This window comes from Salinithrix halophila (assembly GCF_042650125.1).
Taxonomy (GTDB): Bacteria; Bacillota; Bacilli; order Thermoactinomycetales; family DSM-45169; genus Salinithrix; species Salinithrix halophila.
Window position 1 is genome coordinate 748,754 of record NZ_JBHSAP010000007.1, and the last position, 25,287, is coordinate 774,040.

General features: G+C 52.1%; 32 protein-coding genes. 8 read left to right on the plus strand and 24 right to left on the minus strand.

Annotated features, from left to right (window positions below):
- Window positions 1-222: 222 nt before the first annotated feature.
- Window positions 223-795, minus strand: a complete 573-nt coding sequence (thpR, locus tag ACFOUO_RS05775; protein WP_380703067.1) for an RNA 2',3'-cyclic phosphodiesterase — start codon at window positions 793-795, stop codon at window positions 223-225.
- Between the two features lie 151 nt (window positions 796-946).
- Complete coding sequence (tpx, locus tag ACFOUO_RS05780; RefSeq protein WP_380703069.1) at window positions 947-1,465, minus strand: thiol peroxidase; 519 nt, start codon at window positions 1,463-1,465, stop codon at window positions 947-949.
- Window positions 1,466-1,699: 234 nt separating this feature from the next.
- Here tpx and manA point away from each other — a divergent pair, with 234 nt between their 5' ends.
- Complete coding sequence (gene manA, locus ACFOUO_RS05785; RefSeq protein WP_380703071.1) at window positions 1,700-2,647, plus strand: mannose-6-phosphate isomerase, class I; 948 nt, start codon at window positions 1,700-1,702, stop codon at window positions 2,645-2,647.
- 78 nt (window positions 2,648-2,725) lie between these two features.
- Here manA and ACFOUO_RS05790 read toward each other — a convergent pair whose 3' ends face one another.
- The gene (locus tag ACFOUO_RS05790) at window positions 2,726-3,325 is read right to left on the minus strand and encodes a cysteine hydrolase family protein (RefSeq protein ID WP_380703073.1); all 600 of its coding nucleotides are present in this window, start codon (window positions 3,323-3,325) and stop codon (window positions 2,726-2,728) included.
- A gap of 289 nt (window positions 3,326-3,614) precedes the next feature.
- On the opposite strand from ACFOUO_RS05790, the gene ACFOUO_RS05795 reads away from it, so the two are divergent.
- Window positions 3,615-4,331, plus strand: a complete 717-nt coding sequence (locus tag ACFOUO_RS05795; RefSeq protein ID WP_380703075.1) for a hypothetical protein — start codon at window positions 3,615-3,617, stop codon at window positions 4,329-4,331.
- 298 nt (window positions 4,332-4,629) lie between these two features.
- Here ACFOUO_RS05795 and ACFOUO_RS05800 read toward each other — a convergent pair whose 3' ends face one another.
- Complete coding sequence (locus tag ACFOUO_RS05800) at window positions 4,630-5,502, minus strand: gamma-glutamylcyclotransferase (RefSeq protein ID WP_380703077.1); 873 nt, start codon at window positions 5,500-5,502, stop codon at window positions 4,630-4,632.
- A 255-nt stretch (window positions 5,503-5,757) separates the two neighbouring features.
- On the opposite strand from ACFOUO_RS05800, the gene ACFOUO_RS05805 reads away from it, so the two are divergent.
- Window positions 5,758-5,910 carry a hypothetical protein gene (locus tag ACFOUO_RS05805; RefSeq protein ID WP_380703079.1) on the plus strand — a complete coding sequence of 51 codons (153 nt, stop codon included), beginning with the start codon at window positions 5,758-5,760 and terminating at the stop codon, window positions 5,908-5,910.
- 144 nt (window positions 5,911-6,054) lie between these two features.
- On the opposite strand, the gene ACFOUO_RS05810 is transcribed toward ACFOUO_RS05805, so the two are convergent.
- Together ACFOUO_RS05810 and ACFOUO_RS05815 are read right to left on the minus strand one after the other, a co-directional pair.
- The gene (locus tag ACFOUO_RS05810) at window positions 6,055-6,660 is read right to left on the minus strand and encodes a class I SAM-dependent methyltransferase (RefSeq protein ID WP_380703082.1); all 606 of its coding nucleotides are present in this window, start codon (window positions 6,658-6,660) and stop codon (window positions 6,055-6,057) included.
- A gap of 192 nt (window positions 6,661-6,852) precedes the next feature.
- Window positions 6,853-7,416 (minus strand): DUF420 domain-containing protein, encoded by a 564-nt coding sequence (locus ACFOUO_RS05815; protein ID WP_380703084.1) that lies wholly within the window; start codon window positions 7,414-7,416, stop codon window positions 6,853-6,855.
- Window positions 7,417-7,595: 179 nt separating this feature from the next.
- Between ACFOUO_RS05815 and rraA the strand changes: the two genes are divergently transcribed.
- Window positions 7,596-8,075, plus strand: coding sequence for a ribonuclease E activity regulator RraA (gene rraA, locus ACFOUO_RS05820; protein WP_380703086.1), 480 nt, complete (start codon window positions 7,596-7,598; stop codon window positions 8,073-8,075).
- Between the two features lie 223 nt (window positions 8,076-8,298).
- Here the strand turns inward: rraA and ACFOUO_RS05825 are convergent, their stop codons facing one another.
- The 12 genes from ACFOUO_RS05825 to ACFOUO_RS05880 form a co-directional block, all read right to left on the minus strand.
- On the minus strand, window positions 8,299-9,195 hold the full coding sequence (locus ACFOUO_RS05825; RefSeq protein ID WP_380703088.1) for a TIGR01777 family oxidoreductase: 897 nt from the start codon (window positions 9,193-9,195) through the stop codon (window positions 8,299-8,301).
- Window positions 9,196-9,271: 76 nt separating this feature from the next.
- Window positions 9,272-9,427 (minus strand): hypothetical protein, encoded by a 156-nt coding sequence (locus ACFOUO_RS05830; RefSeq protein WP_380703090.1) that lies wholly within the window; start codon window positions 9,425-9,427, stop codon window positions 9,272-9,274.
- The gene (locus ACFOUO_RS05835; RefSeq protein WP_380703092.1) at window positions 9,428-10,219 is read right to left on the minus strand and encodes an FxLYD domain-containing protein; all 792 of its coding nucleotides are present in this window, start codon (window positions 10,217-10,219) and stop codon (window positions 9,428-9,430) included.
- A 138-nt stretch (window positions 10,220-10,357) separates the two neighbouring features.
- Window positions 10,358-10,561, minus strand: coding sequence for a hypothetical protein (locus tag ACFOUO_RS05840; protein WP_380703094.1), 204 nt, complete (start codon window positions 10,559-10,561; stop codon window positions 10,358-10,360).
- 41 nt (window positions 10,562-10,602) lie between these two features.
- Window positions 10,603-11,595 (minus strand): acrylyl-CoA reductase family protein, encoded by a 993-nt coding sequence (locus ACFOUO_RS05845; protein ID WP_380703096.1) that lies wholly within the window; start codon window positions 11,593-11,595, stop codon window positions 10,603-10,605.
- A 66-nt stretch (window positions 11,596-11,661) separates the two neighbouring features.
- Window positions 11,662-12,075 carry a hypothetical protein gene (locus ACFOUO_RS05850; RefSeq protein ID WP_380703098.1) on the minus strand — a complete coding sequence of 138 codons (414 nt, stop codon included), beginning with the start codon at window positions 12,073-12,075 and terminating at the stop codon, window positions 11,662-11,664.
- Window positions 12,076-12,415: 340 nt separating this feature from the next.
- Window positions 12,416-12,712, minus strand: coding sequence for a cytochrome aa3 quinol oxidase subunit IV (qoxD, locus tag ACFOUO_RS05855; RefSeq protein WP_380703100.1), 297 nt, complete (start codon window positions 12,710-12,712; stop codon window positions 12,416-12,418).
- 1 nt (window position 12,713) lies between these two features.
- Window positions 12,714-13,328, minus strand: a complete 615-nt coding sequence (qoxC, locus tag ACFOUO_RS05860) for a cytochrome aa3 quinol oxidase subunit III (RefSeq protein ID WP_380703102.1) — start codon at window positions 13,326-13,328, stop codon at window positions 12,714-12,716.
- A 2-nt stretch (window positions 13,329-13,330) separates the two neighbouring features.
- Window positions 13,331-15,295, minus strand: a complete 1,965-nt coding sequence (qoxB, locus tag ACFOUO_RS05865) for a cytochrome aa3 quinol oxidase subunit I (protein WP_380703104.1) — start codon at window positions 15,293-15,295, stop codon at window positions 13,331-13,333.
- 20 nt (window positions 15,296-15,315) lie between these two features.
- Window positions 15,316-16,239, minus strand: coding sequence for a cytochrome aa3 quinol oxidase subunit II (gene qoxA, locus ACFOUO_RS05870; RefSeq protein WP_380703106.1), 924 nt, complete (start codon window positions 16,237-16,239; stop codon window positions 15,316-15,318).
- Window positions 16,240-16,611: 372 nt separating this feature from the next.
- Window positions 16,612-18,087, minus strand: a complete 1,476-nt coding sequence (locus ACFOUO_RS05875; protein ID WP_380703108.1) for a sodium:solute symporter family protein — start codon at window positions 18,085-18,087, stop codon at window positions 16,612-16,614.
- Entirely contained in the window at window positions 18,084-18,272 is a 189-nt protein-coding gene (locus ACFOUO_RS05880) for a hypothetical protein (RefSeq protein ID WP_380703110.1), read from the minus strand. The genes ACFOUO_RS05875 and ACFOUO_RS05880 overlap by 4 nt, the downstream gene beginning before the upstream one ends.
- A gap of 99 nt (window positions 18,273-18,371) precedes the next feature.
- Here ACFOUO_RS05880 and ACFOUO_RS05885 point away from each other — a divergent pair, with 99 nt between their 5' ends.
- Complete coding sequence (locus ACFOUO_RS05885) at window positions 18,372-18,689, plus strand: iron-sulfur cluster biosynthesis family protein (RefSeq protein ID WP_380703112.1); 318 nt, start codon at window positions 18,372-18,374, stop codon at window positions 18,687-18,689.
- Between the two features lie 40 nt (window positions 18,690-18,729).
- Window positions 18,730-19,293 (plus strand): YdcF family protein, encoded by a 564-nt coding sequence (locus ACFOUO_RS05890; protein WP_380703114.1) that lies wholly within the window; start codon window positions 18,730-18,732, stop codon window positions 19,291-19,293.
- A gap of 106 nt (window positions 19,294-19,399) precedes the next feature.
- Here the strand turns inward: ACFOUO_RS05890 and ACFOUO_RS05895 are convergent, their stop codons facing one another.
- The 3 genes from ACFOUO_RS05895 to ACFOUO_RS05905 are packed head-to-tail and all read right to left on the minus strand — an operon-like array spanning window position 19,400 to window position 21,106.
- Window positions 19,400-19,816, minus strand: coding sequence for a DUF2203 domain-containing protein (locus ACFOUO_RS05895; protein ID WP_380703117.1), 417 nt, complete (start codon window positions 19,814-19,816; stop codon window positions 19,400-19,402).
- A 47-nt stretch (window positions 19,817-19,863) separates the two neighbouring features.
- On the minus strand, window positions 19,864-20,649 hold the full coding sequence (locus ACFOUO_RS05900; RefSeq protein ID WP_380703119.1) for a TatD family hydrolase: 786 nt from the start codon (window positions 20,647-20,649) through the stop codon (window positions 19,864-19,866).
- Between the two features lie 16 nt (window positions 20,650-20,665).
- Window positions 20,666-21,106, minus strand: a complete 441-nt coding sequence (locus ACFOUO_RS05905; protein WP_380703121.1) for a DUF309 domain-containing protein — start codon at window positions 21,104-21,106, stop codon at window positions 20,666-20,668.
- A 108-nt stretch (window positions 21,107-21,214) separates the two neighbouring features.
- Between ACFOUO_RS05905 and ACFOUO_RS05910 the strand changes: the two genes are divergently transcribed.
- Window positions 21,215-21,448 (plus strand): DUF1128 domain-containing protein, encoded by a 234-nt coding sequence (locus ACFOUO_RS05910; RefSeq protein ID WP_380703123.1) that lies wholly within the window; start codon window positions 21,215-21,217, stop codon window positions 21,446-21,448.
- Window positions 21,449-21,520: 72 nt separating this feature from the next.
- Here the strand turns inward: ACFOUO_RS05910 and ACFOUO_RS05915 are convergent, their stop codons facing one another.
- Window positions 21,521-21,913: an acyl-CoA thioesterase gene (locus ACFOUO_RS05915; protein WP_380703125.1), complete on the minus strand. Its 393-nt coding sequence runs from the start codon at window positions 21,911-21,913 to the stop codon at window positions 21,521-21,523.
- A gap of 305 nt (window positions 21,914-22,218) precedes the next feature.
- Between ACFOUO_RS05915 and ACFOUO_RS05920 the strand changes: the two genes are divergently transcribed.
- The gene (locus tag ACFOUO_RS05920) at window positions 22,219-22,368 is read left to right on the plus strand and encodes a hypothetical protein (RefSeq protein WP_380703127.1); all 150 of its coding nucleotides are present in this window, start codon (window positions 22,219-22,221) and stop codon (window positions 22,366-22,368) included.
- A 186-nt stretch (window positions 22,369-22,554) separates the two neighbouring features.
- Here the strand turns inward: ACFOUO_RS05920 and lpdA are convergent, their stop codons facing one another.
- Window positions 22,555-23,970 carry a dihydrolipoyl dehydrogenase gene (gene lpdA, locus ACFOUO_RS05925; protein ID WP_380703129.1) on the minus strand — a complete coding sequence of 472 codons (1,416 nt, stop codon included), beginning with the start codon at window positions 23,968-23,970 and terminating at the stop codon, window positions 22,555-22,557.
- 1 nt (window position 23,971) lies between these two features.
- On the minus strand, window positions 23,972-25,270 hold the full coding sequence (locus ACFOUO_RS05930; protein ID WP_380703131.1) for a dihydrolipoamide acetyltransferase family protein: 1,299 nt from the start codon (window positions 25,268-25,270) through the stop codon (window positions 23,972-23,974).
- Window positions 25,271-25,287: the final 17 nt, after the last annotated feature.

Below are 25,287 nucleotides of genomic sequence, written 5' to 3' on the forward strand. Positions count from 1 at the left end.
TCTAGGAGGCGGATATCCAGATGGGGTCCCCTAGTGTTGTTTAAAGAGTGGTGGGTTTACGACACTCTGTTCTCACTTACTCTATCATCGAAGTCCGGATAGAGCAAATGCCGGCTGGCAATGGGTGCCGCTCTAAGAAAAAATGCCAGTGGAGAGAAGACATTCTCTCCACTGGCAAATATGACGCACATCCAGTTTCCGGGTAAGCGTACCACAGAAGCTTTATCCCATGTCAAACTGGGCAAGGGGCTGATACATCGGGGACTGGTACAGGTGGGTCTGATAGAGGACCATCTCATCGACGGTCCAGCTTAGATCCTCTTCGCCGCAGGAGAATAGTGAGGGCAGTTCCTCCTGGGGAAAATCATTCCGCTTGTATTTCTTGGCGAGCGTAATATGAGGCTTATAAGCCCGTTTTTCCTTTTCGAACCCCAAGGGCTCCACCCGATTGATCACGGTATCGTAGAGCGCTTGAAGACAATCCAGGTCGCCCCCCAATCCTGCCCACAGGACGCGGGGACGGGTGGGTACGCCAAAAATACCCAGCTTCCGGATCGCCAGCCGAAACGGCTCCTGTTCCGTCATGACATGCTTCAGCTCCCGCTTAACTTCCCGGGCCTGCCGGAAAGTGCAAGCCCCCAGGAATTGTACAGTGATATGATAATCGGATGGATGTACCCAGGTTTGAAAGGGCCAGCGTTCCTGCATCACCTCGCTCCAACACGAAAGGACAGACCGCTGCCGGTCGGGAAGAGGGATCGCGATGAACAACCGATACAAGGGATTACAACTCATCACTTGCACCTGCCTTTTTTGAACGCGAATGAGGAGCCGCGAAGCGGGACCTTCTATATAAGATGTCCGAAAATCCGGTGTTGACCCTTCCTTGATACCCAAAAACGGAAAAGCCCGGGCAACCCGGGCCTTAACTACTATTCTCTCAAATTTACAGGGCTTTTTTGGCTGCTTCGACGGCGGCTTCGTAGTCCGGATGGTGTGTCGCCTCGGAAACAACCTCCACATGGACCAACTGATCATCCGCATCGATGACAAATACGGAGCGAGCCAGAAGGCGCAATTCCTTGATAACCACGCCATACGCTGTGCCAAAGGAGAGATCCCGGTGGTCGGAGAGCGTTTGCACCTGATCGATCCCGACAGCTCCACACCAGCGTTTTTGAGCGAAGGGAAGATCGACGGAAACGGTAAGGACCTTCACATCTTCACCGAGACCGGCGGCTTCTTCGTTGAAACGACGAGTTTGGGCATCACAGACGCCCGTATCCAAGGAGGGTACCACGCTGATGATTCGAACCTTTCCTTTGCTGTCGGCAAGTGTAACTGGGCTCAAATCATTGCCTAGGACGGTAAAATCTGGAGCGGTCTCTCCTACTTTCAGCTCTGGGCCAATCAGGGTGACCGGGTTCCCTTTAAACGTAATTGCACCTTGACGCTCGGTTGCCATGATAAAATCTGCCTCCCTTGTGGTGTCCTCACCCGTATGATAACATACATCCGCCTTTTTTCGGCTAACTGGAACCCGGCTCTCTTTCCCTGAAATTTCGCCTGTCCATCCCGCCGCCGGTTGTGGTACCCTCATGGGGGCAGAAGAGCCGACAGCTGTCTCCGAGGGGAGGCACCTTGTTCCTCGGCCTTCATCATCCCCTTTTATTATCAGATGGCAAGGAGTGCGAAAATCATGCAACAACCCATATTTCTCCGCCCTGTTTTTCAAGAGCGGATTTGGGGCGGCACCGCTTTACGGGAACAGTTCGGTTATGATATCCCCTCGGACCGGACCGGAGAATGCTGGGGAGTCTCCGCCCATCCCCACGGCCCTTGCATTGTGCGGGAAGGCCCCTATAAAGGTCTCACTCTGACGGAATTATGGTCCCAACACCCAGAAGTCTTCAATCACTTCCCAAGTGAGACATTTCCACTGCTCACCAAAATCCTGGATGCCGACAAAGACCTTTCCATCCAAGTCCACCCCGATGACGAGTATGCTGGCATCCATGAACAAGGGGAACAGGGAAAGACCGAGTGCTGGTACATTATTGATTGTCAAGAAGATGCAGAACTCGTCTTCGGCCACTATGCCCGCAACCGTGAAGAACTGAAAGCGATGGTGGAAAAGGATGCATGGCCATCCCTGTTACGCCGAATCAAAGTTCGCCCCGGTGATTTCTTCTATATTCCCAACGGTACCATCCATGCTCTATGCGCGGGAACGTTGGCCCTGGAGATCCAGCAAAATTCCGATGCTACCTACCGGGTTTATGACTACAATCGCACCGACAGCGAAGGGAAGAAACGGGAGCTACACCTGGACAAAGCGCTGGATGTCACCCTCGTTCCCCACCGCAATCAGGTGCCGGACCGGCAGATCCGTCGTCTGGACGCCGGAGAGTGGACCACCTTCGTCGAATGCCCCTATTTCGCCGTCCACCGTTGGACGGTGAACGGAACCGTCTCTTTCCACCAGGATCAGCCATTTATGATCGCCAGTATAATTGACGGTGAAGGGGAAATCGAGGCAGAGGGAGAGACCTTCCCTTTCTACAAGGGGGATCATCTCATCCTGCCCACTGGGCTTGGTCCTTTCAACATCAAAGGAACAACTGTCTGGATCACCGCTCATCCCTGACTATAAGGAACGAAAAAACCACCTGGCCTCAGCTGAGGCCAGTTTTCTTTATCTACGTAAGCATGGACTCCCTTCGGATTAACGGTCCAAGTCGAGCTCCTGTGAAGGGGTGATGTCCGCGGACAGAACCTTTTTCATTTGCCGGAGAGCATGGTGACTCTCCCCCGGATCCTCTGAAGCGACACAGTCGGCAGGGACGTGAAGCTGATAATCCCTCATGTAGGCGTCATTCGCCGTGAACAGAACGCAAATATCGGTCTGCACCCCCGTTAAGATCAACCTCTCCACATTCAAATAGGCAAGTAAAGTTCCCAAGGTGGTGGAGAAGAAACCGGAATGCTTTGGTTTGATGACAAAATAGTCGTCGTCTTCTGGTTCCAGTAGTTGAGAAATCGGTGCTCCCGGCGCCTCCTCATGGAGACACTGCTTCACCACCTGGTGAAAGTCTGATTTCCAACGACCGTAGTTATCGTTGACGTAGATAACCGGAATCCCTTTCTCCTTCACTCTCTTCTTAAGCTGATGAATCCGATCGGCCATAGGGAGGGCATGGGAAAGAAGGGCCTTCCCTCCCTTAAACTTCATCTGGTTGATCACATCAATCAAAATCAGGGCAGTATGGGAGGTATCCGGTGCCGACCCGTGCAGGTCTTTATTTTTAGCCGGAGAAGTTTCCATCCTCATTCCCTCTCCTTTCAGAGCTACCACTTTTATCGCCGTTTAGAATGGATGATCTATACCGCTAATGTACCCGGCGCTGCCGGTACAGTACATAGGCCAAGTCTTCCTTCTTTCTTTCGTTTTCCCCGAAATAAAAACCGGTACTCTTCTTACCTTTTTTATTCGGACCACGAAGAACGAAAAAAGTCCCCTTTTTGTAATGCCTCTGTAATAGCTTTTCGTCTAGGACTTCAGTATGATTTATTTAGAAATGGTTTCAGCTTTTTTGTAAAGGAGAGTAAGAACCATGGCTGCCTTTCAAGAGACTCCCCGTATGCCCTGGAAAGGAGCCCGCATCCTCCAAAACATCCTGCGCGGCGGTGGTTCGGCGCTCCTCAACCTGATTATTCTGATCCTGCCTCTCACTCTCGCCATCCAGGGGTTATACATGTTGCAAAGATGGCTGTTCGAGGACAAAGGAGCTCTCTATTTCCATTCTTATACGGATAAAGCCGCCAGCACCGTTTCCCTGCTTTTGCTTCTCTCCCTTATTCTCTTCTATATTCAAGTGTTGCGCTATGGCATCCGTAACATCCAAAAAACAGTAAAACGTTATACAATCCCAATTCTGGTCGCGATCCCGCTCTTGTTGATGGTCCTCGATTCCTACCTCTTGATCGGACCAGACAAAATTGTACAATCTCCTTTCTGGAATATCGGTCGGGAAACCACGCACACCTGGGACGATGTGACGAACATCTCCGTCGGCCACTCCGTCGGAACGGATGACGAACTCTTCTCCGGCACCTACCTTCTCCACTTTAAAGACGGCTCCAGCCTTGAAATCTGGAAAGCAGGGGGCATGAGTGCCACCGACCTAAAACGGGTGGACCGATTAGCGACAGCACGGGGAATTCCCTTTACTGTCAATGCACCTTTATCGACGAATGCCATTCACATTCTAGAAGAGCGGGGCTGGACGCCCGCAGAACGAGCATTTTTAGAACAGCTCTTCCAACGTTGAACACCCGCACACGATATGCGGGTGTTTGTTATTTCCGGATAGGTATTTCAATGTTTCGACATCTGCTCAAACGGGGTATCCAATGATTACAGACAGATAGATAAACAAAGGAGGGTCTCGACTATGAGTCGAAAGAAGCGGTTAGCGGAATTAATGAAAACGGTCCAGGAGATGCGGTTGATCCAAGTGGAGAAGGTCATGCGTAAAGAGTGGAGCCCCCTCAAAAACAAAAGCGCCTGAAAAGCCCCGATCACTGATCACTTTTCCAATATTAAAACAGAGGGACAGATGTCCCGTTCTATCCTTTTACGTCCATTCCAAACTTCTCCTTCAGGTCACGTTGCAGCTGTTGGTAATAACGATCGCTAACGATGCCTTTGCCTCCGCGCAGAATCTCCCGGGCGTAGTGGTCCGGGGGCGCAGTCTCTTGCTTCTTATCCATGACGGTAAAAGTGAGGACATTTGAAACCAGCTTCCCACCAAGTTGGAGGGTGACCCAGGCAGGACGGTAAACACCCCGATGTACACCCTCCCGCCAAAGAAGGTATTCCAACCCTTCCTTGCCGATACGGTAGACCTTGCCTTCCACGGTGCTGCCGTAATGCTCCACAATATCCGCCCTGCCGCCGTCAGCATAAGGGAGCGTGTAGCACATCGCATATCCCTTTAGCACTCCACAACCGACCATGTCGCGAAAGAAACCGGCCACTCCCTGAAGCCGGAACCGTTCATCATCCATACAGGAACCGTATGCAAAATAAAGAAATTCCTCTTCCTTGGTAAGACGACGAGATTTCCAATCTCCCATCTCTACTACCGGCATCTCCTGCGTTCTCGGTTGGGGGAATATATAGGCCAAGGCTTCTAGGGAAGCCTGGTCGGTTTCGATGGGGAGTCGGACCCGCTCATAAAGGTTGCCGTGTCCCCCAGGTTGGAAATCCTCTAGCTGATCGATGGCAGCCAGTTCTTTCTCGGTTATCCTATACACTTCTCCGTAAACCCGTCCAGAACCGAGAAGGGACATCGCTGGATACCCCTCGCCCGTATCAAAGAGCATACCCGAAGTCCAGGCTTGCATGGCGACAGGCTCTGCCTCATTCAGGTAATGTTCATACATTTCACCGCGACGCAGGGAACCATAGACGAACAATAACTTTCTTTTTGTACCCAAGGCTTCTTCCCCTTTCATGAGAATGACTCAAACCGCCCGAGTCCATCGAGCTGCCCCCGCCCGCAAATACGGGGGTTGACCACCACGAATGGGAGGAGATCTTCACCTCTCTTCCATGGATATGGATCGGTTCATTTCGGCTTTTTCACATGGGCAATCGTCGATTTCCATCCATTTGGAAATTTTAGAGGATGGAAATGGCTTCAGTTATATAAGTATGATAATGACAGCACAAACGAAAGAGGGTCCATGAATATGCAGGAATGGCAACCGCAGATGATTATCGGGTTATTTATCGGCTTGGGTTTGTTACTCTCCATTCTCGGTGCCATTTTCATCGAAAAAACCATCAGCCGTTTATGGAAAAAACCTGCCCAGCCGGAAACCGTAGAGGACCAGGGTCAGTGAGAACCGGGAGAAGCCGCCACCGTATCGGCGGTCTTTTCTTTTTGCAGAAATGGAGAACCGCAAACAAAAGAGGAAACCGGGCGGATCCCCGCCGGTTTCCTCTGACTCCATCTTTCAAGCGAACCTCCTACGGGAGCCAAGCCGTTACAGCGGTTTCTTGCGAAGCACGACCAGATTGGCATCCAGCCCTTCACCTAAAGCGTCGCTAATCAACTGGATCGGTACAACGGGACCACGATCAAAAATCTCACCAAAATAACGGTCAACAGCTTCTGGTGTGACAAGCACGAATGTCTTATCTTCCGGTTGTTCCCGACATCCTCTAAGCAACACATGACCGCCGGGCTTCAGCACTCGTGCCAACTCGGTGGCATAACGCCCTCGTTCCTCTTCCGGAATCAGATGAAAACAACCCCGATCATTGACGAAATCAACGGATGCATCCGCCACCGGCAGTTCCAGGACGTTCCCCTGCCGCCAATCCACATTCACCCCTGCTTCTTCCGCTCGCTGACGGGCGATATGGAGGGCTTCATCACTCAAATCCACCCCGATAACACGGAATCCTTGTCCTGCTAGGAAGACCGCCTCCCGTCCAGCACCGCATCCCACATCCAACACCGCCGCCCCGCTGGACAGATTTCCAGCTGCGACAAAGGTGACCAACTCAGATGAGGGGTAGGCGTAATCCCAACGGTTGCGGAAGTCCCCAGTCATGTAAACTTCATCCCAGTCTCTCTCCTGATACATCACAATCCCTCCTCTTTAAAAGTGCCGTTAACTCTCTAGCATACAGTCGCGTCCGGCGATACCTAAATCCTTTCCCCCATGTGACCGAGATGAAAAGCTGATTCGTCTTCCGTTTTCGCGATCCCTATCTTTTTCGACACGCCGGGAGTTTCTCCCTTTTCCACAAAAAAACCGGCCTTTGGCCGGACTTACTCAATAATAAGGGGAAATCATCAAATAAACGACCACACCAGTGATGCTAACATATAGCCAGAGAGGCATTGTCCAGCGGGCGATTTTCCGATGTTTCTCCACCCTCATGTTAATCCCCCGGAAAAACGTGACCAGGGCCAGGGGAACAATCACCGCTGCCAGCACGATATGGGTGATCAGAATAAAGTAGTAAATGGCTTTCAGGAGGCCTTCCCCGCCGTAGTGTGTACTGGGCGCCAAGGCATGGTACGTGAGATAGGTGATCAGGAACAATCCCGTCGAAGAAAAGGCCGCATAGATAAACCGTTTGTGCATGGTCACGTTCTTCTTCAGGATAAAGTAGAGAGCCGCCAACAGAAACACGGTGGTAAAACTGTTAAAGATGGCGTTCATCATCGGCAGGAAGGTCAGATCCAGATGGTCGAGGCCCTCCACTTTCGGCATGAAGAAAAGCACCGCCACAATCGCATTGATCGCGATGGACAGCCCCACCACCCAAGGTGTGTAATTCCGGTCCTTGGGAGGGCCGTAGGGGTTCTCGGATGAGTTGTTGAGATCGGCCACGCGTATTCACCCGCCTTGAGATATATGAGTATAGACCCAGTATATCACTCACAGGGGCCTGTCCAAACCCGGGACTGTCACAATCCAGTGGCAAGACAAGCCGGAAATTCCCTCTCCTCTCTTGCCCTTTCTTCATCCATCCGATACCATTACATCAAATCCACAAGGGGAGGAACTTCATGAGAACGACAGATCTATGTGACGAGTATTCGAAAGAGTTGCAAATCGCAGAGCCGATCTTTACCTCTTTTGGCGGCAGATCGCGTTTTTTCGGACCGATTGCCACTGTGATGGTCCGGGAGGATAACGTACGCGTAATAGAAGCATTGGAAACCATCCCGGAGGGAAGCGTCCTGGTGGTGGACGGAGGCGGCTCGAAGGCCTGCGCATTGTTGGGGGATCGCCTGGCGGGCATCGCCGTCAAACGGAAGCTGGCGGGAATCATCGTCTACGGGTGTATCCGGGATACGCCGGAAATAGCCCGAATGGACATCGGTGTCCTCGCTCTCGCTCCGATGCCGAAAAAGAGCAAAAAGGAAGGGACCGGACAACGCAATGTGTCCGTCACCTTCGCCGGGGTCACTTGGACACCGGGGCATTGGGCTTACGTGGATGAAGACGGGATCGTGGTTGCTAAGGGGGAGCTCCAGCTAAAGTAATGAAGAAAAGGCCTTGCCAAAGTTGATCGTGTCATCCCCCGTTTGATGTTCGCTAGGGCAACCCGACGGTCGATGAACCCGGCGCTGCTTAGGCCGCCTTGGAGACAAGTATATGCCCCCGTTAAAGCGCAAGAGGCCCGTTAACCTTTAACCTTTAGCCGGGGGCGTTTCTCTCCTCGATCCGCTCGCATATACTTTTGACCACCTTTAATACACCTGCCATTTATCTCCTTTGTAAGGCTTCTATGAGCGCTTCATTGAGAGAAGGATAAGCAAAGGAGTACCCTGCCATAGTTAATTTTTGCGGCAAGACGCGACACCCGCTGAGGAGAAGCTCCTCTCCCATCTCACCGAAAACTGCTTTAACGAGTAAACGGGGAACAGGAAATAGCGTAGGGCGATGGAGAACACTACCCAAGGTACGGGTAAACACTACATTACTTACCGACTGGGGAGCGGTCACATTGACGGGTCCATGTAGTTCCTCGTGCTCTAACAGAAAACGGATAACACACGGGACTTCACTTAATGAAATCCAGCTCATGGACTGCTTGCCATCGCCTAGTTTTCCACCGATCCCTAGGCGAAAAATCGGAAGCATTTTGGCTAAAGCGCCACCTTTTTGACTTAATATCATTCCAAACCGCATGTGAACAACCCGGATTCCAGCCACTTCTGCCGCTTTCGTCGAGTGTTCCCAGGCCTCGGTGACCCTAGCGAGAAATCCCTCCCCTAGGGGAGAATCTTCGTCTACGGTTTCTCCTTGTAGGCAGCTTCCGTAAAAACCGACCGCTGACGCAGAAAGCAGGACAGATGGCGGTTTTTGCAAATCAGCCAATGTCTCAGCCAGAAGCGTCGTCCCTTTGACTCGGCTCTGCAAGATTCGCTCTTTCTGTTTTACTGTCCAACGGCCTGAACTGATATTTTCTCCAGCAAAATGAAGAACGGCGTCCGTCCCTTCCAGTTTCTTTCCATCGATTTCTCCCTTACTTGGGTCCCAAAAAATCCCCTCCCACTCTCGTCTACGTACCAGCGGGATAACCTCATGACCCGCTATCCGTAAGTCCCTGACAACCTCGGTACCGACCAAACCATGGGCGCCTGTAACTATGATTCGCATCCGTTAACCTCCTGTGTGGATAGCCTTAACTTTCCCTGAGTCCTTAGAAACACAATCAAAAAGGGAGATAACGGTGTCATATATCCCTATTTACCCGTAATGCTAGATAAATATAAACCGGAGATAGATCTCTCCCGAAGGGAGAGTGGAGCATCAGGGAGGCGGTCACGGTTCCTCGCTTGGTGTAGGGGATATATAAAAACCGGACGGGAGCCCCCGTCCGGTTCTTCATTTATTTTTCCTCCCCTATAAAAAGAGGATACGCTTGGGCTTTCACTTGTTTTTCATCGACTTTTTTGGTCAGTTCCTTGGGGAGTGAGGAGTCTTCGACTTCGAATCCGGTGCTTTTCCCCGCTTTGATCCCCATATCGAGGTACTCATTTACAACAGCCACGAGGTTGCCTTTCCCATCACGGAGAGCTGCGGTGACAAAGATGTCCTTCACCTTTTCACCCGTCTCGTTGTGGATGGTACCCGTGACACGTACTGTGTCCTTGGACTTCTCACCCGACAGTTTGTCCGTTTTCAGGGTGACTGGCGGCTTCAAGGCTGGATTGTAATCCGTGCTAATGGTCACCCGGTCGAAGACCTTCGGATCCCGTTTTTCTTTCAGGGAGATCGTTTTCCCCACATAAGCAACTTCACCAGGCTTTAGGATTTTAGGAACAACAGCCAGCACTTCTTTCGTTCCCAATACTTTCTCGTTCTTGTCAAGAAAATTGAGTTGAACGGTATCCAATTCCACCGGCTTTGAACCCGTATTCTTAATCCGAGCTGCCCCGTGAACTTTCACATGGCCGGCTTTATCCTTCCAGGCACGACCGGTCTCCTGGTCAGCCGTCACCTTCAGATCCTTTTTCTCCCCTTCAGCCACACTTTTTGACTCGATGTGAGACGTACCCTTTTTTGAAGAAGACTCTCCTTTGGATGCCGAGTGTTCCTCCGATGCCTGACATCCAGCCAACAGAAAAATCCCCGCGAGCAGACCCAGGCCCGCGCTGGCTTTCAAACGATATCCAGTCATACGCTTCTCCTCCTTGTCCCTCGGAAAATATATCTCTCTTTCAAGTCGTTCCAGTCGAAAACACAGCCTTAATCTTACCCTTCCCTTCGTCACAGAGCAAGGATGGGTAAAACTCCGGTATCGGCGGAGGCCGGAGCTTTACTCATCCCTGTACCGTTTGACCCGCTCCCACTGTTTCCATTCCGAATTCCGTTCCGTTTCAAACCGAGATGGCTTTCGGTCAATGAAAGAAGGAATTTCCCGAAAAAGATAACGAATCAACGGCTCCGTGATCCGGAAACCCACGGTCGCAACCACGAACAGCAACACCAGTCCCCCGAGGACAATAAACCATGCTTCCATGATTCTCACTCCTTGCTTACCAGGGAGAATCGACTTCCCGCTTACAGCCGAACTAGGGTACGTCCACGGACGCCGCCCTTCCGGATCGTGGACAGCGCATCCGGTAAATCCTCTAGGGTGATTTCGGTGCTGCCAATCACCTTCAACAGCGCTTCCGGCTTTAGGTCACCCGCCAGCCTTGCCCACACCCGTCTGCGGTAAGCATTGGTGATGTGAGCCGAATCAATACCCAAGAGATTGATGCCTCTTAGAATGAAGGGGAACACACTCGTCGCAAATGTTGACCCTCCCGTCAGTCCGCTGACGGCAATCGAGCCTCCCTGACGGGTCGTGCTGAGAAGATACGATAGCGTTTCACCCCCGACCGGGTCTACCGCCCCTGCCCAACGGGCTTTTTTCAGCGGTCGGTCGTCTCGGACAGCGAGTGCTTCCCTGTCCAGGATTTCCTCCGCCCCCAGCCGTCGCAGGTAGTCGTGTTCAGTAGACTTGCCGGTTGATGCTACCACCTTATACCCCAGCTGGGCCAACATAGCGACAGCCGTACTTCCAACGCCTCCCGTAGCACCGGTAACGATAACAGGCCCGTTCCCTGGAGCAACGCCGTTTTCCTCCATCCGCTGCACCGACATGGCGGCGGTAAAACCGGCTGTCCCGAGAATCATCGCTTCTCGCAGGGTAAGTCCAGTCGGCAGAGGAATCAGCCAGTCTCCAGATACCCGGGCCATCTCGCTAAAGCCCCCGAAATGGGAAACACCCAATTCGGCACTTGCGACAATCACTTCGTCCCCTTCCTTGAAGCGAGAATCGACGGAATGGACCACTGTCCCGGCAAGATCGATCCCCGGCACCATCGGATAGGACTCCACGACTCTGCCTTCCGGGATGCCGGCTAACCCGTCCTTGTAGTTGACACCGGACCAGGCGACACGCAGGGTAACATCCCCTTTCGGCAAGTCATTCCATCCTAGTTCTCTCACTTCCATAGAAAAAGAATGGTTGAACTTATCCACCATCAAGGCACGGAAACGATTCACCACTGCTCTCCCTCCCTGTCCATAAAAACTCCCCCGAAAACGAGTTCCTCGAAGCAATCTTCAGGTTCAAGGACGCTTCCCCATCGGGATCTGAAGGATAATCAGATCCCAAAAGACATGTTCGGCCTGGATCACCACACAGTACGATTGGTCCTCCGGCAGATTGACTGTTATCGTATGATAACCGATGATTTCACTCTCTTCATCTAAGGGCATCGCAGTGATGGTCCGTCCGTCAGGATCGAGCAATTCAGCCTGGAAAGAGGGGCTTTTTCCACCGTCAGCAGATTCCTGGGAGAGAGACCACGTGATGGTATACCAGCCTCTCTTCAAGTCGACAGGGCGTGTTTTAAAACAACCCCCGCCCCCTTTCCAGCGTAAACCCCGATTCTCGCAAAAATCAGGCTCCACCGGAATGCATCGATCCTCTGCCAAATGCTTTTTTCCACTGAACACGGCGGTGAACGTTCCTTTCCTCAAAGCTGCGCCCCCTGACAAAAAATTCATCATACCGAAACAATTTTCATCCACACGTTTGCGATTATAATTTCCGTATTCATCCAATGTCAACTAGAAATACGTTAAACGAATATTCTCCCTATCCCATTATTCAGGTAAAAATTATGTTGTTTCCTCTTTCCTTTTAGGCTGATTCCATACCGGGTAGCCGAATTCCTGATGGGTGGCCTTGAAAAATTGCCGTCTTCTTCCTTTCAAAGGGCCTTTTGTTATTATAACACAAAAATTTTTACCGTTTTGGTCACAAACAATGAAGAACCAACGGATTTCTGGGAATCCGCCGGTTCTTTTGTTCATCCAGTTACAAATGCATGGTATTGTACAACATGATCCAAATCGAACCCGCCACTACACAAACAGCGACGAAAATCCCATAACCGAGTGAAATGACCTGATAAAGCTTGCTACCTTCTGTTACATGCATGAAATAAACCAGCTGCACAGCCATTTGCAATATAGCCAGCACCACGATGACCGTCAGTTTGATCGAGACAGCCAAAGGGGCTTTTAACACGACGAAGAGAGCCGCAAAAGTAAGGAGAAGAGATAGGATGAACCCGACAATATGATGTTTAACCGTTGCTTGATGTTGGCTCATCTTATATCACCAACCCTGTTAGATAGACTGCCGTGAAAATAAAGATCCAGATCACGTCAAGGAAGTGCCAGTAGAGTCCGCCGATGAACAACTTGCGACAAGTCACCGGAGTCAACCCGCGTTGGGCTGTCTGGATCAGAATCAGAAGGATCCAGACAATACCCAGACTAACGTGGGCGCCGTGGGTGCCCACCAAAACGAAGAACGCGGACAAGAACGCACTCGTGCTGATTGTCGCTCCTGCCTCGACGTACTTCACAAACTCGTGGATCTCCATGCCGAGAAACCCGAGGCCGAGAACCAAGGTAATCCCCATCCAGATGAAGACCCCTTTCACCCGGTTGCGGCGCATCTCCAACGTGGCCAGGCCGCATGTAAAGCTGGACGTTAACAGAAGAAAGGTCTCGATCATAAACTCCTTGACCTCAAAGAGTTCTTTGGCTGTGGGGCCTCCAGCCGTCCGGCCCTGAAGCACCAGGTAGGTGGCAAAGAGGGTGGCGAAAAGGACGACTTCCGCCGCCAGAAATACCCAAAAGCCGAGAATCTTCAAACGGCCTTCTTCGGTTTGGTACTCGGGAAACGGAGGATGATCCGTTTTTGCGGTAGTGGTTGCCATCGTTACGACCTCCTTGCCGCGGCTTCAGCGCGTTTGATTTCGTCTACTTGGACATAATGGTCGGCTTCATAATCGTGGAAAGAACGCCAGACCATACACAAAAGCACGCCGAGAATTCCGATGATACCCACCAGAAGCCATTCGAAGACGAGGCCAAAACCGGCGACAAACATCCATCCGGCCATGATAACCGGCATCCCTGAGTTGTTTGGCATGTGGATCGGTTTCAGGGGAGACTCATCATCAAAGAGCTTCTCCTCCTTCTTCTTAGCCCGCCAAAAGGCATCTTTGCCGGCTACACGGGGAAGGCGAGCAAAGTTATAGTGAGGGGGCGGCGAAGGAATTGCCCACTCCAGAGTACGGCCATCCCAGGGATCGCCGGTGGTCTCTCGCTTTTCATGGCGAATACTGTAGATAATCGCCCATACGAGGATGGCGAAACCAATCCCCATCAGGTAAGCTCCTACCGTCTCGACCAAGTTCCAACCGGTCCAGCCGAGGCCCTCCCGGTAGGTATAAATCCGGCGTGGCATTCCCTTCAGGCCGACGAGGTACATCGGGATAAAGCACAAGTTAAACCCGAATACGAAGATCCAAAAAGCCCACTTGGAAAGCCGCTCGTTAATCTTGAAATTAAATACCTTGGGCCACCAGTAGTACAAGCCTGCCAGACAGCCGAAGACCGTACCGCCGATCAGCACATAGTGGAAGTGACTGACCAGGAAATAGCTATTGTGATATTGATAGTCTGCCGCAGCGGAAGCTAACATGACCCCCGTCACCCCGCCGATAACAAAGTTGGGAATAAAGGCGAGGGACCACAGCATCGGAGCCGTAAATTCGATCCGGCCACGATACATGGTGAATAACCAGTTAAACACCTTCACCCCGGTGGGGATGGCGATGGCCATCGTTGTGATGGAGAAAATGGAGTTGATCCAGGGGCCGCTACCCATCGTAAAGAAGTGATGAACCCACACGATGAAACTGAGCGCTGAAATGGCTACCATCGAGAGGACCATGGCATTGTAGCCAAACAGCCGCTTGCGGGAGAACGTGCTAATGACCTCGGAAAAGATTCCAAATGCGGGCAAGATAACAATGTAGACTTCAGGGTGTCCCCAGATCCAGAAAAGGTTCGCCCACATCATCGGCATCCCGCCGCCGTCAATCGTAAAGAAATGGGCGCCGAAAAGACGGTCGAAGGTCAAAAGAGCCAGGGCGATCGTCAGCACTGGGAAAGCAAAGATAATAATGATCGATGTGATCAGGGTGGACCATGTGAACATCGGCATCCGCATCAGGGTCATTCCTGGGCCGCGCATCTTCAGGATCGTTACCAGAAAGTTGATCCCCGTTGCTAGGGTACCGATCCCGGAGATCTGCAACCCCCACAAGTAATAGTTGATCCCAACCCCCGGCGTCAACTCCGAGCCTGCGAGGGGCACATAGTTGGTCCAGCCTGCATCCGGAGAGCCCCCCACGACGAAAGAGATGTTGAACAGCATCGCTCCGGCGAAGAAGAGCCAGAAGCTAACAGCATTCAGGACGGGGTAGGCCACGTCCCGCGCCCCGATCTGCAGCGGTACGGCGATGTTCATCAAACCGATGATAAAGGGCATCGCCATAAAAATAATCATAACCGTTCCGTGGGTGGTAAAAATTTCGTTATAGTGCTGGGCGTCCAGAAACTCCAGGTTTGGCAGCGCCAGCTGGGTCCGCATCAGAATCGCGTCAAATCCCCCCCGGAACAACATCAGGAGAGCCGCGAGAACATACATGATCCCGATTTTTTTGTGGTCGACGGTAGTCAGCCACTCCTCCCACAGCCAACGCCATTTTTTGTATTTGGTAAGTACAAAGAAAATACCCAAAGAAGTGAGGATAATCGAGATCCAGGCCCCAATGATCAAGGGGTTTCCCCAGACAATAAAATGATCCGGTATCTTCAACTCAAAAAGATCCATAATTCCAACCTCCTTTTCCGTCAATGATGGTGGTGATCTCCATCGGAGGACTCTTCCCGTTGATCCCCGATGTGTTCCATGTCATCCGAACCTTTGTGGCTACCATGGGAATGGGATTCGTCACCCGTTTCTGCTGATTTCGGGTAGGAAGAAAATGTTTGACGATCCACCGTGCCGGGTTTAAGAAGTTTTTGATACGCCTTCTCGGTCTGTGCAGGTGCTGTCGCTTTCACCTGCTTCACCCAGTTATCGAAATCCGCCTGTTTCTCGGCCTCTACTTCAAACTCCATCTTGGCGAATTCACGGCCGGTGAAATTGGCTCCCCGGCCCAGGTATTCACCGGGTTTATCCGCCTCCAGCCACAGATACATCGGCATGTCGGCCATGGTGTACTTCTGGCCGCCCAGTTCGGGCACCCAGAAAGAGTTCATTGCGTCGTTAGAGGTCAGTCGGAAGCGAATCGGCACGTTTTCAGGGATTTTCACGTAATTGACGGTTTCGATCCCCTGTTCAGGATATTTGAAAATCCATTTCCATTGAGCTGAAGTAACTTCGATGGTCATCGGCTTCTTATCGGGACTGGGCGATTTCTCCAGGTCGAAGGTGGTGGTGACCGTCGGAATCGCCAGGGCGATCACGATGATAACCGGGATGACGGTCCAGACAATCTCGAGGAACGTGTTCCCTTCTTCATCCGGAGGCTCGTAACCCTCGTTTTCCGGCCGTGCCCGATACTTGATAAGGATGAGGACAAAAAGTGCAAAGACGACGACCAAAATGATCAACATCAGGATCGAGGACCACAAAATGAGATCGTACTGTTTCTGGGCGACGGGGCCCTGAGGATTTAAAACCCCGCTTTTGATCTGACCGCAGCCCGAAAGCAGAAGTACCATCATACCAGCGGTCGTCAGCCATTTCCAGAACCCTTTACGGTTTGGCAATATCTCCAGTCTCCTTCCTTTTTCCATGGTTCAGGCAGAACGGCTCCACCCGCCAAACAAGAACGTCGTCCGCGGCCTCTGCCTCGGACGACGCCGGATCCTATATCACGGGATTCCCCGTCATTGGACGCTCGTTTCCCATCCACTTTATCGTAGCAGATGTGAAGAAGCTCAACCCCCCCTAGGGAGAGAAATTGAAAAAAATTTCACCGGACAGTAACCGTTCTGTCAGGAATTGTCCACGCTTCGGTCACAACTGAGGAATGCTTTGGTAACGAAGCTTTTTCACTGGAAAAATGAAATCGACCCCCAGCAAAAAAAGCCCTCGCGGGCTACATAAAATCAAAATTCCATGAAATTTTAACTATACGATCACCAAACCTTTCGTTCCTTTAGGGCGTCCCTGAGATAATCCAGAAACCGATCCGCTTCCCGTTTGGGCGGGGAGGTGAACTGGCTCACTCCGATAAACAATAGCAAGGAGGTGAGGAGCCCCCACACCCCAGAAGCCTGTCCTAACGGTTTCCAAGCCGACCACTCCAGCAGGATCACCAAACCTCCGCCTCCGATCACACTGCTCAAGACACCCGAGGCAGTCCCCCCTTTCCAAAAGAACGCCCCAAAAATGGCCGGGATCATCACCAACAAACCGGCGGAGGAGGATACGGCCAGTATTGCGATCAAGTTGAGTTTCAGAGAGGCGAAGAGATAGGCCAATAGGGCGATGACGGGGATCACCAGCTTACCGGCCCATAGCTCCCGAGCCGACTTTTTCTGCTTCGCTAGTGAACCATAGAGATCCCTGGCCACCAAGGAAGAAAGGGTGAGAAGGATAGAATCCACAGTGGAGACAGCAGCCGCCATGATGCCCACCATCACCACTACGCCTAGAAAAGGAGGCACGAGGGAGGAGGCGAGGAGAGAGGGGGTCGCCAAATCCGCTGACGCTAGATCGGGAAAATGCAAACGAGCAGAAAAGCCCCATAACACCGACACCAGGGTATAAATAAACCCAAACCCAAGGAAGATCAGCAACATCCGCCGCAATTCCCTAAGATTTTTCAGCATAAACAGCCGTTGGCTCACTTGGGGATTGGATATGCTGAAAAAGAACCAAGGTAAGGTGAGTCCTAGGAAGACAGGAAAAGTGAAAAAACCATTTCCCGGTACAGATAAAAGATCCGGCTGTTTTCGCTCCAGAGATGAAAAGAACGCACCAAAGCCCCCCAGCCCCTGAATGACGATCAGTACTACCAAAGTTGCAGTCAGGATCATCACCAGCGATTGAAAGGCATCTGTCCAGGCAACCGAACGCATCCCGGCGATCCAGGCGAGGAGAACTGCTGTAAGCGTAGCGATCACCGCCCCGGTGGTAAAAGAGATCGCCCCCTTGGTCATTCCCTCCATCAGCAGGCCGACCCCAGCCAGTTGAACCGCACAGTAGGGGATCAGAAAGAGACAGGAAGCTACAGCAGTGACAACAGCCACGGCGCGACTCCCGTACCGATCTCCTAGCAGTTCAGAGGGTGTCACATACCCGAATGTTTTTCCGACCAGCCAAAAACGCGGCCCAAAAAACACAACGAGGACCATACCGGAAAGATAGATGAATTCAAAGCCGAGGGCTCCAATTCCCCCCTGATAGGTAAGACCCGCCAATCCCACCAACATAAAAGCGCTGTAGGTGGTTGCACTGTAACTGAGGGCAGCCACCACCCCTCCTAGAGAGCGCCGTGCCAAGAAATAATCGGACAAGGACTCGGATTTTCCGGTCCGGGCCAGCCAAGCGATGAGGAGAGAGGCCACCAGATAAATAGCAATCCCCCACCATACGTAAATTTCGTTCACCTTGGATCCCTCCATTTCGATGCAATCCAGGCATTGAGAAGCACTGCTGTCAGAGCAAACAGGATCCAGAAAAGAAACGCTCCCGTCCAAGATCGGACGTCATCCAGCAACGTGAAGGGGATGATAAAAGCCGCCAGGATCAGCAGCAAGGCGGCACCTACCCCCAAAAAACGCGATCGGAACATCACTTTCACCTCACCTAGGAAGATCAAACACCTTTTGTCGTGTGCGATAATCATGCTATAGTAACCATGTCATCACATTGAAAAAAAGAAGGGTTTGCCATGAACATCCGAATCAGTCCGCTAGCGGCGGCAAGGCTGAGAGCCCTCCTGGCCGCGGAAGAAACCGAGGAGGCACTTCTTGTGCGCGTCGTTCCCCTCACTTCCGGGTGCAGCACCCCGTCTTTCGCCCTAGAACTAACGGAAGCCCGTCCAGGATTCCGCATCGTTGAAGCGGAGGGGGTCCCCTTCACTTGTCCGGAAGAAGAAACCGACTGGCTGGACGGCCTGGTGATCGAACTGGACCGGACCAGCGGGAAATTTTCTCTTTTGCACCCGGATCCCCCCTTCCTTTCTGATTGTCACCTACCACAGCGTTAAAAAGGAAAATCCATGGATCAGAGAGGACGAACCGAACCGAATGATGGGATATGTTTTATTGGCGGGTTTTCTTTTCGCCGCTTTCATCGGAAGGTTCCTGTGGAGTCGTGTATCCCGCTTCCGGGGAACCGTCTTTGAACCTGATCGCCGTCGGAGCGCGATCATCCTGGGTGCCGCCCTGCACGGAGAGAAGCCCAGCTCCGCCCTCCGAGAGCGACTGAATCAGGCGCTTCATCTCTATGCCAACGGATGGATTGACCGGTTCATCTGTTCCGGCGGTGCCAATCACCGTCATGTGAGCGAAGCGGAAGTGATGAAACGGGTTCTGATTGAACATGGTGTTCCGGAAGAGGCAATCCTCCTTGAGGACCAGTCTTCCAACACCCGGGAAAACCTGCTTAAAACCAGGAAGATTCTGCAAGAACAGGAGATCGGGGAGGTTTATCTCATCACCCATGATTACCATATGTACCGGGCCATGCGCAGCGCGGAAAAGGCGGATATAGCGGTAAAACCGGCTCCTTTCGCAACAGAACGCTTACAGATGCCTTACCACTATATACGGGAATGCCTCGCCCTCCTGAAATTCTACCTCAGCAGGTGAAGGGCGTACGAGCGGATCCCCGCTTATCTTACCCCGGATCGGCGTCAAAGAAAACGAAAAAGGAGGGGAGCTGGTGCCAAACGAAACACCTCCCCTCCTTTTCTATTTACAGAGTCTCCCCGAAGAATTCATCCACTTCTTTGCGGTAGTGATACCCCTCCCACGGATGATGCCAATGGGATACCTCATCCTCTTCCATCCGCCAGCACAGAAGCACGTCGCGACCATTGCGCCTGGCCGGAAAATCGATCAGCCCCTTCTCGATATCCTTCAGCAGTACACCGGTCTCGCGGATGCGTTCCATCGAACTGCGGGCCTGAAGATTGAGAAACTCCAGCCGGGCCTCCATTTCAAAGAAGGGATCTTCTTTAAGGAGCGGGCCGTTGGAGATGTGGGAACGCATTTTTTGCAACTCCCCATACTGAACTTCGAAATCTCGCTTCAATTTTTGAAGCTGCTTCAGTGCATCACGCAGGCCGGGAATCATCGCGTTGGCCTCCTTCACCGTGAACAGCTTCCTCATCCTAGCTCCTCTCCTTTTTGGATGGGACATAGGTTCTATGATGCTTGTCATAGACGGAACAACTGAACGGCGTTCTGGGTGGTCTGCCTCGCCGTCTCCATGAGGGATATCCCTTTGATCTGGGATACTGCCTCCGCCGTCCGCCGAACCCAGGCAGGCTCAGAGGGCTTGTCCGCAAAAGGCCCCCGATACGGCCAGGGGGAGTCGGTCTCCAACAAGAGAGACGATAAAGGCACTCGTTCAATACATTCCCGATCTCGCTTTCGATAACACACTTCCGGCGTCACTGAAACGAAATAACCCGCCCCGACGATGGCTTCTGTCACTTGGGGCGGCGCCTTTAACCAATGAAAAACCGCCCGCTTCACCTCATGTTGCCGCAGCATGTCGAGGGCCCATTCCGCTCCGCCGTGGATCGCATGGAGAATCACCGGCAGATCCAACTCTACAGCCAGGCGCAGAAACCCCTCCAGGATGCCCTTCGCATCCGATGACGGCGGCTTTTTCCGTTCGCCTTCCGCCAGGGAATACCAGGGAAGGCCCACTTCACCGACCGCGACGATAGTGTGGCGGTTTTCCCGAATCAGGCGGAAGATCGTTTCCGCTTCGTCCCATCCCTTTCCCTCTTCTGGATGAAGCCCAAAGGCGATATCCAGGAACCCTTCGTATCGTCGGCGGTGTTGGAGGAGTGCCATGCAGGACTCCGGGTCTGTTGCTACGGCGATAACCCGGTTCACCCCCGCCCTGCGAGCACGGTCCACGATCTCGTCCATCGCTTTCTCCCGAAGACGATCCCAGTGTACATGGGTATCCACCAATTCCAACGTGTACATGGCATTCCCTCCTTTTTCAGCCTTCCTGTCTTCCTTTTCCCTCGCCTACCCTTCTCGCCACAGCCTCCACCGCTTCATCCAGGACGGGATCCACGATCGTGATCGTGAACACATCCAAGCCAAATGGAGCATCATCGAAGCGTTCCAATCTTTCCAGGTATTCCTTCGCCTGTCTCTGCAATCTGCTGAGATCGATGCCCAAAGCATCCTCAGGAAAGGGTTCAAGCTTGGACAAAGCCCCTCGGAACAGTTTACGGGCACCATTCACATTGCCGTTCCGGTGGTGATACAGCCCGACAGCCACCTGGAGGAGGCCCTGATACAGAGGGTTGCGCCCTTCCTCCATCCATAGTTCTTCCAGCACCTCATGACATTCGTAATAATCCCGATCCCGATTGAAATGATAAAGAAACTGTATAAAGAGGGGAGAATGAAACCCTTTCCGCTTCTCCTTCACAAAACCACCTCCTCGGGAAAGTTCCTACATGCTTAGTCGTGGCGGTGGGATTTTAACGCTGTTTCCTTTACAATAGTACAGGAAGAGTGACGGGAAAGGAGCCAACCGATGAACCTGGAAAACCCAAGCCGGGAAAACCTCGATTTCATGATCAACGGGATCAAAACCCACCTGAAGCTGGTCAATGCCGGCCTGATTAAACCAGAAGACTACAGCCTGGACGCCTACGATGAAGTACTCGACTTGTATCGCATGGTCGAAAAAAAACAGGGAAACCTAACCATGATGGAATTGGAAGGCATACTCGAAGAACTGAGAGAGCTAAAATCCAATCAAGGATAATGTACCCGAAGGGAAAAACGAGTACCCCCGCGAACAACCAGGGAGGTACTCGTTTTTTCTATCCAGCGGCTTTCATTCAAAGGCCTTTCCCAATTCTGCCGGAATCGGTACGCTCTTTCGCGCCTTGAGATCAATCGTAACACTGGTTACCTCGGCATCGGCCACCCGCTCCCCCTCCCCGTTGTGGATAACGTGCTTCAACACATAACTGGTCCGTCCTTTTCTAACCGGTTCAGTTGTAACCGTCAAGTGTTCGCCCAGTAGGGCTTCCTTTCGATAATTGATGTCGATGTTAACAGTGACCGTCCCCACATTCATCTCCGTCAATGTATCGAAAGGGAGGTTCACCTTGTTATACCAATCCTCTCGGCTCCATTCCATGTACTCCAGGTATTTGGCATTGTTAACATGACCCATTACGTCAATTTCTGTGGGTCGTACTTCGATGGTGATGGACGTTTGCAATGAAATTCTACCTCCTGCCCGTGGTCTTCCTTCCACGGCTTTCTTTTCCACACCCCCGCCCCATGCTCCTGCCCGAATTCATGCATAGATCTCCACAAAAAAAGTTTCTAACCGCAAAAAAGGGGTTATTTGTCAATAAGAAACTCGTTTTCCGGCGCAAAGTGGCGTGTGTAAAAGCACGAACACGAATCATCCGCCATATTTGGCTAAATTGGCTATTGACACCACGTGAGAAGGGTTTATCTTTGTAGTAGGGAGATCTTTCTCCTGATATCACCCTTATACCCCCGAAAGGAGGGCTCATCATGTCTAAGAAATCATTGCTCTCTGCCGCCAAGAGCAGGGAAGAACTGCCGGTGCCGCCAGGAATCATCCCCCACTTCCTGCTCAAGCGCAAGAAAAAAACCGCCCCGGCCATGCAAGCCGGGACGGCTGTCAAAAACAAGATCCATTGATACCTTATCAAAAAAAAAGACAAATGACAAAGCCACCGCCGGCTGGCTCACTTGTCGAGCAGACAATAAAAAAAACGTACCCTTTATGACGGCTTTTCCCCATGTTTGACGGGAGGAAAAGCCGTTTGGTTTTTCTACACACAAAAAAATACCCGGGGCCGTAGCCCCGAGTATGAATCTGGTTGGTTATTTGTTCACCATATGAATCGCATTGCCCATAATGCCTTCTGCTGCTTCCATGAAGGTTTCCGGAAGAGAGGGGTGAGCGTGAATGGTAAGGGCGATATCCTCGGCGTTAGCGCCCATCTCAATAGCCAGAACCACTTCAGCAATCAGGCTAGCAGCTTCAGGGCCAACGATTTGCGCGCCCAGGATTTGTTTCGTCTCCTTGTCGGCCACGACCTGGAAGAAGCCGTCAGCTGCATCCAGGGAAAGGGCACGGCCATTGGCGGCGAAGGAAAAGCGGCTGACGGCCACCTCATAGCCCGCTTCTTTGGCTTCCTGCTCGGTCATGCCAGTATAGGCCAATTCTGGGTCAGAGAAGATGACATAGGGCATCGCACGGTAATCAACCACACTGGGCTCACCGGCGATGGCTTCGGCAGCCACTTTACCCTCATAGCTGGCTTTATGGGCCAACATGGGTTGGCCAGCGATGTCACCGATGACAAAGACTTTTTCATTCTTAGTTCGCATTTGCTCGTCATGGGCGATAAAGCCACGCTCATCTACCTCAAGGCCAGCTTGGTCCAGGCCCAGTTCGTCGGTGTTGGGAGTGCGACCGATGGAAACCAGCACTTTGTCCGCACTCCAGGACTTCTCTTCACCTTTCACTTCAGCGTGGACCGTGACACCATCCCCGGACTTGTCAGCCTTCTGGACCATCGCATTGGTGACCACTTCGACGCCCAGCTTCTTCAGATTCCGTTTCACCATACGGGACATGGAAGGATCCACACCGGGAAGAATGGAGTCCATTCCCTCCAGAATGGTCACTTCGGTACCCAGCTTAGCATAAGCGATTCCCAGCTCCAGGCCGATATAGCCCCCGCCGACAACGATCATCTTGGCAGGTTGTTCCGTGAGGTTAAGGGCTTCGGTGGAGGAAATAATTTTCTTTCCGTCGAAAGGCAACGCTTTGATTTGGGTCGGGCGGGAACCCGTCGCCAGAATGCAGTGGTTAAACTGATAGGTGGTGCTGTTGCTCTCGGTAGCCACCTTACAGGTATCCTCGCCGGTGAAGTATACCTCACCCTGAACCACTTCCACCTTGTTTCCTTTCAATAGAGACCCGACGCCACCGGTCAGTTTTTTGACTACACTGTCCTTCCACTTGATCATGTCGGGGAAATTGATCTTGACTCCGTCTACTTCAATCCCCATATGGGAGGAGTTCTTCATTTTATTCACTTCGTCCGCGGCGTGGATCAGAGCTTTAGAAGGGATGCAACCCCGATTAAGGCAAACCCCGCCAAGCTCGGCTTTATCCACAAGCGTCACTTTTTTCCCCAGCTGAGCAGCACGGATGGCGGCGACATATCCGCCAGGGCCGCCCCCGACGACCAAGACGTCGACTTCGTTCGCGAAATCTCCTACTACCATATTAATTCATCTCCATCATCAAGAGTTTCGGGTTTTCCAGCAACTCTTTGACACGGTTGAGGAAGCGCGCAGCCACGTCGCCGTCGATCAAGCGGTGATCGATGGACAGGGAGACGTTCATCATCGGTCGGATGACAACCTCACCGTCGATCGCAACCGGACGATCCGCCATCTTACCCATACCAAAGATCGCTACTTCCGGATAGTTGATGATTGGTGTGAAATACTGACCGCCGAAGGAACCAATGTTCGTGATAGTAAAGGTGCTACCCTTCAGTTCATCGACACCAGCTTTCCGGTTGCGGGTCCGGTCAACGACTTCCCGGATTTCATCGGCCAGGGTAAAGATCGACTTGCGGTCCACATTTTTAACCACGGGTACCACCAGGCCGTCTTCCGTTGCGGTGGCAATCCCCATGTTGTAGTACTTCTTGATGACGATTTCTTCCTTCTCGTCATCGATCGAAGCATTCAAGGTCGGGAATTCATGCAGAGCTGCGGTGAGCGCCTTCACCACGAAAGGAAGGTAGGTCAGCTTAATTCCCTTTTGCTCGGCCACCGGTTTGGCCCACTTCCGCACCTCGATCAATTCGGAAGCGTCGATTTCTTCCATCACGGTAACATGAGGTGCCGTGTACACGCTTTGAGCCATCCGCTTTGCGATGGTTCGGCGCATTCCCCGAAGCGGCATCCGCTCTTCATCACCTTGGGCAATGGGTGCGGCTGCCTTTTTCTCTTCCTTGGCGGCTTCCTGCTTCTCTTCATCTTTGGAAATCTCAGGGGCCGGGGCTTCTTTCTTCGCGCCTCCGTCCTTGAAATTCTCCAGGTCTTCTAAGGTTACGCGACCGTTTTTACCGGAACCTTCCACTTCTCCGATATCAATACCCATCTCCCGCGCTTTTTTCCGCACGGAGGGCATAGCCAATACATCGCGACCGGCAGCTTTCGGTGCCTCGGTTTGCTTGGCTGTAGTTTCTTCCTTCTTACTCTCCGGCTTATCCTCTGTCTTAGGCTCTTCCTTCTCTTCCTGCTGTTCTTCGCCGCCTTCATCGGCTCCAGCATCATCGGTCTCGAACACGGCTAGGACAGAACCCACTTCCACAACTTCCCCTTCACCAGCGTTCAGCTTCTTCACCGTTCCTGTCACTGGAGAAGGAATTTCGACGACTGCCTTGTCTGTCTGAACTTCCGCCAGCACATCGTCTTCATTGATCGAGTCGCCTTCTTTGACATGGAACTTGACGATTTCACCTTCGTGGATACCTTCACCCACATCAGGCAATTTAAATTCAAATGCCAAGGTTGGAACCCCCTTTC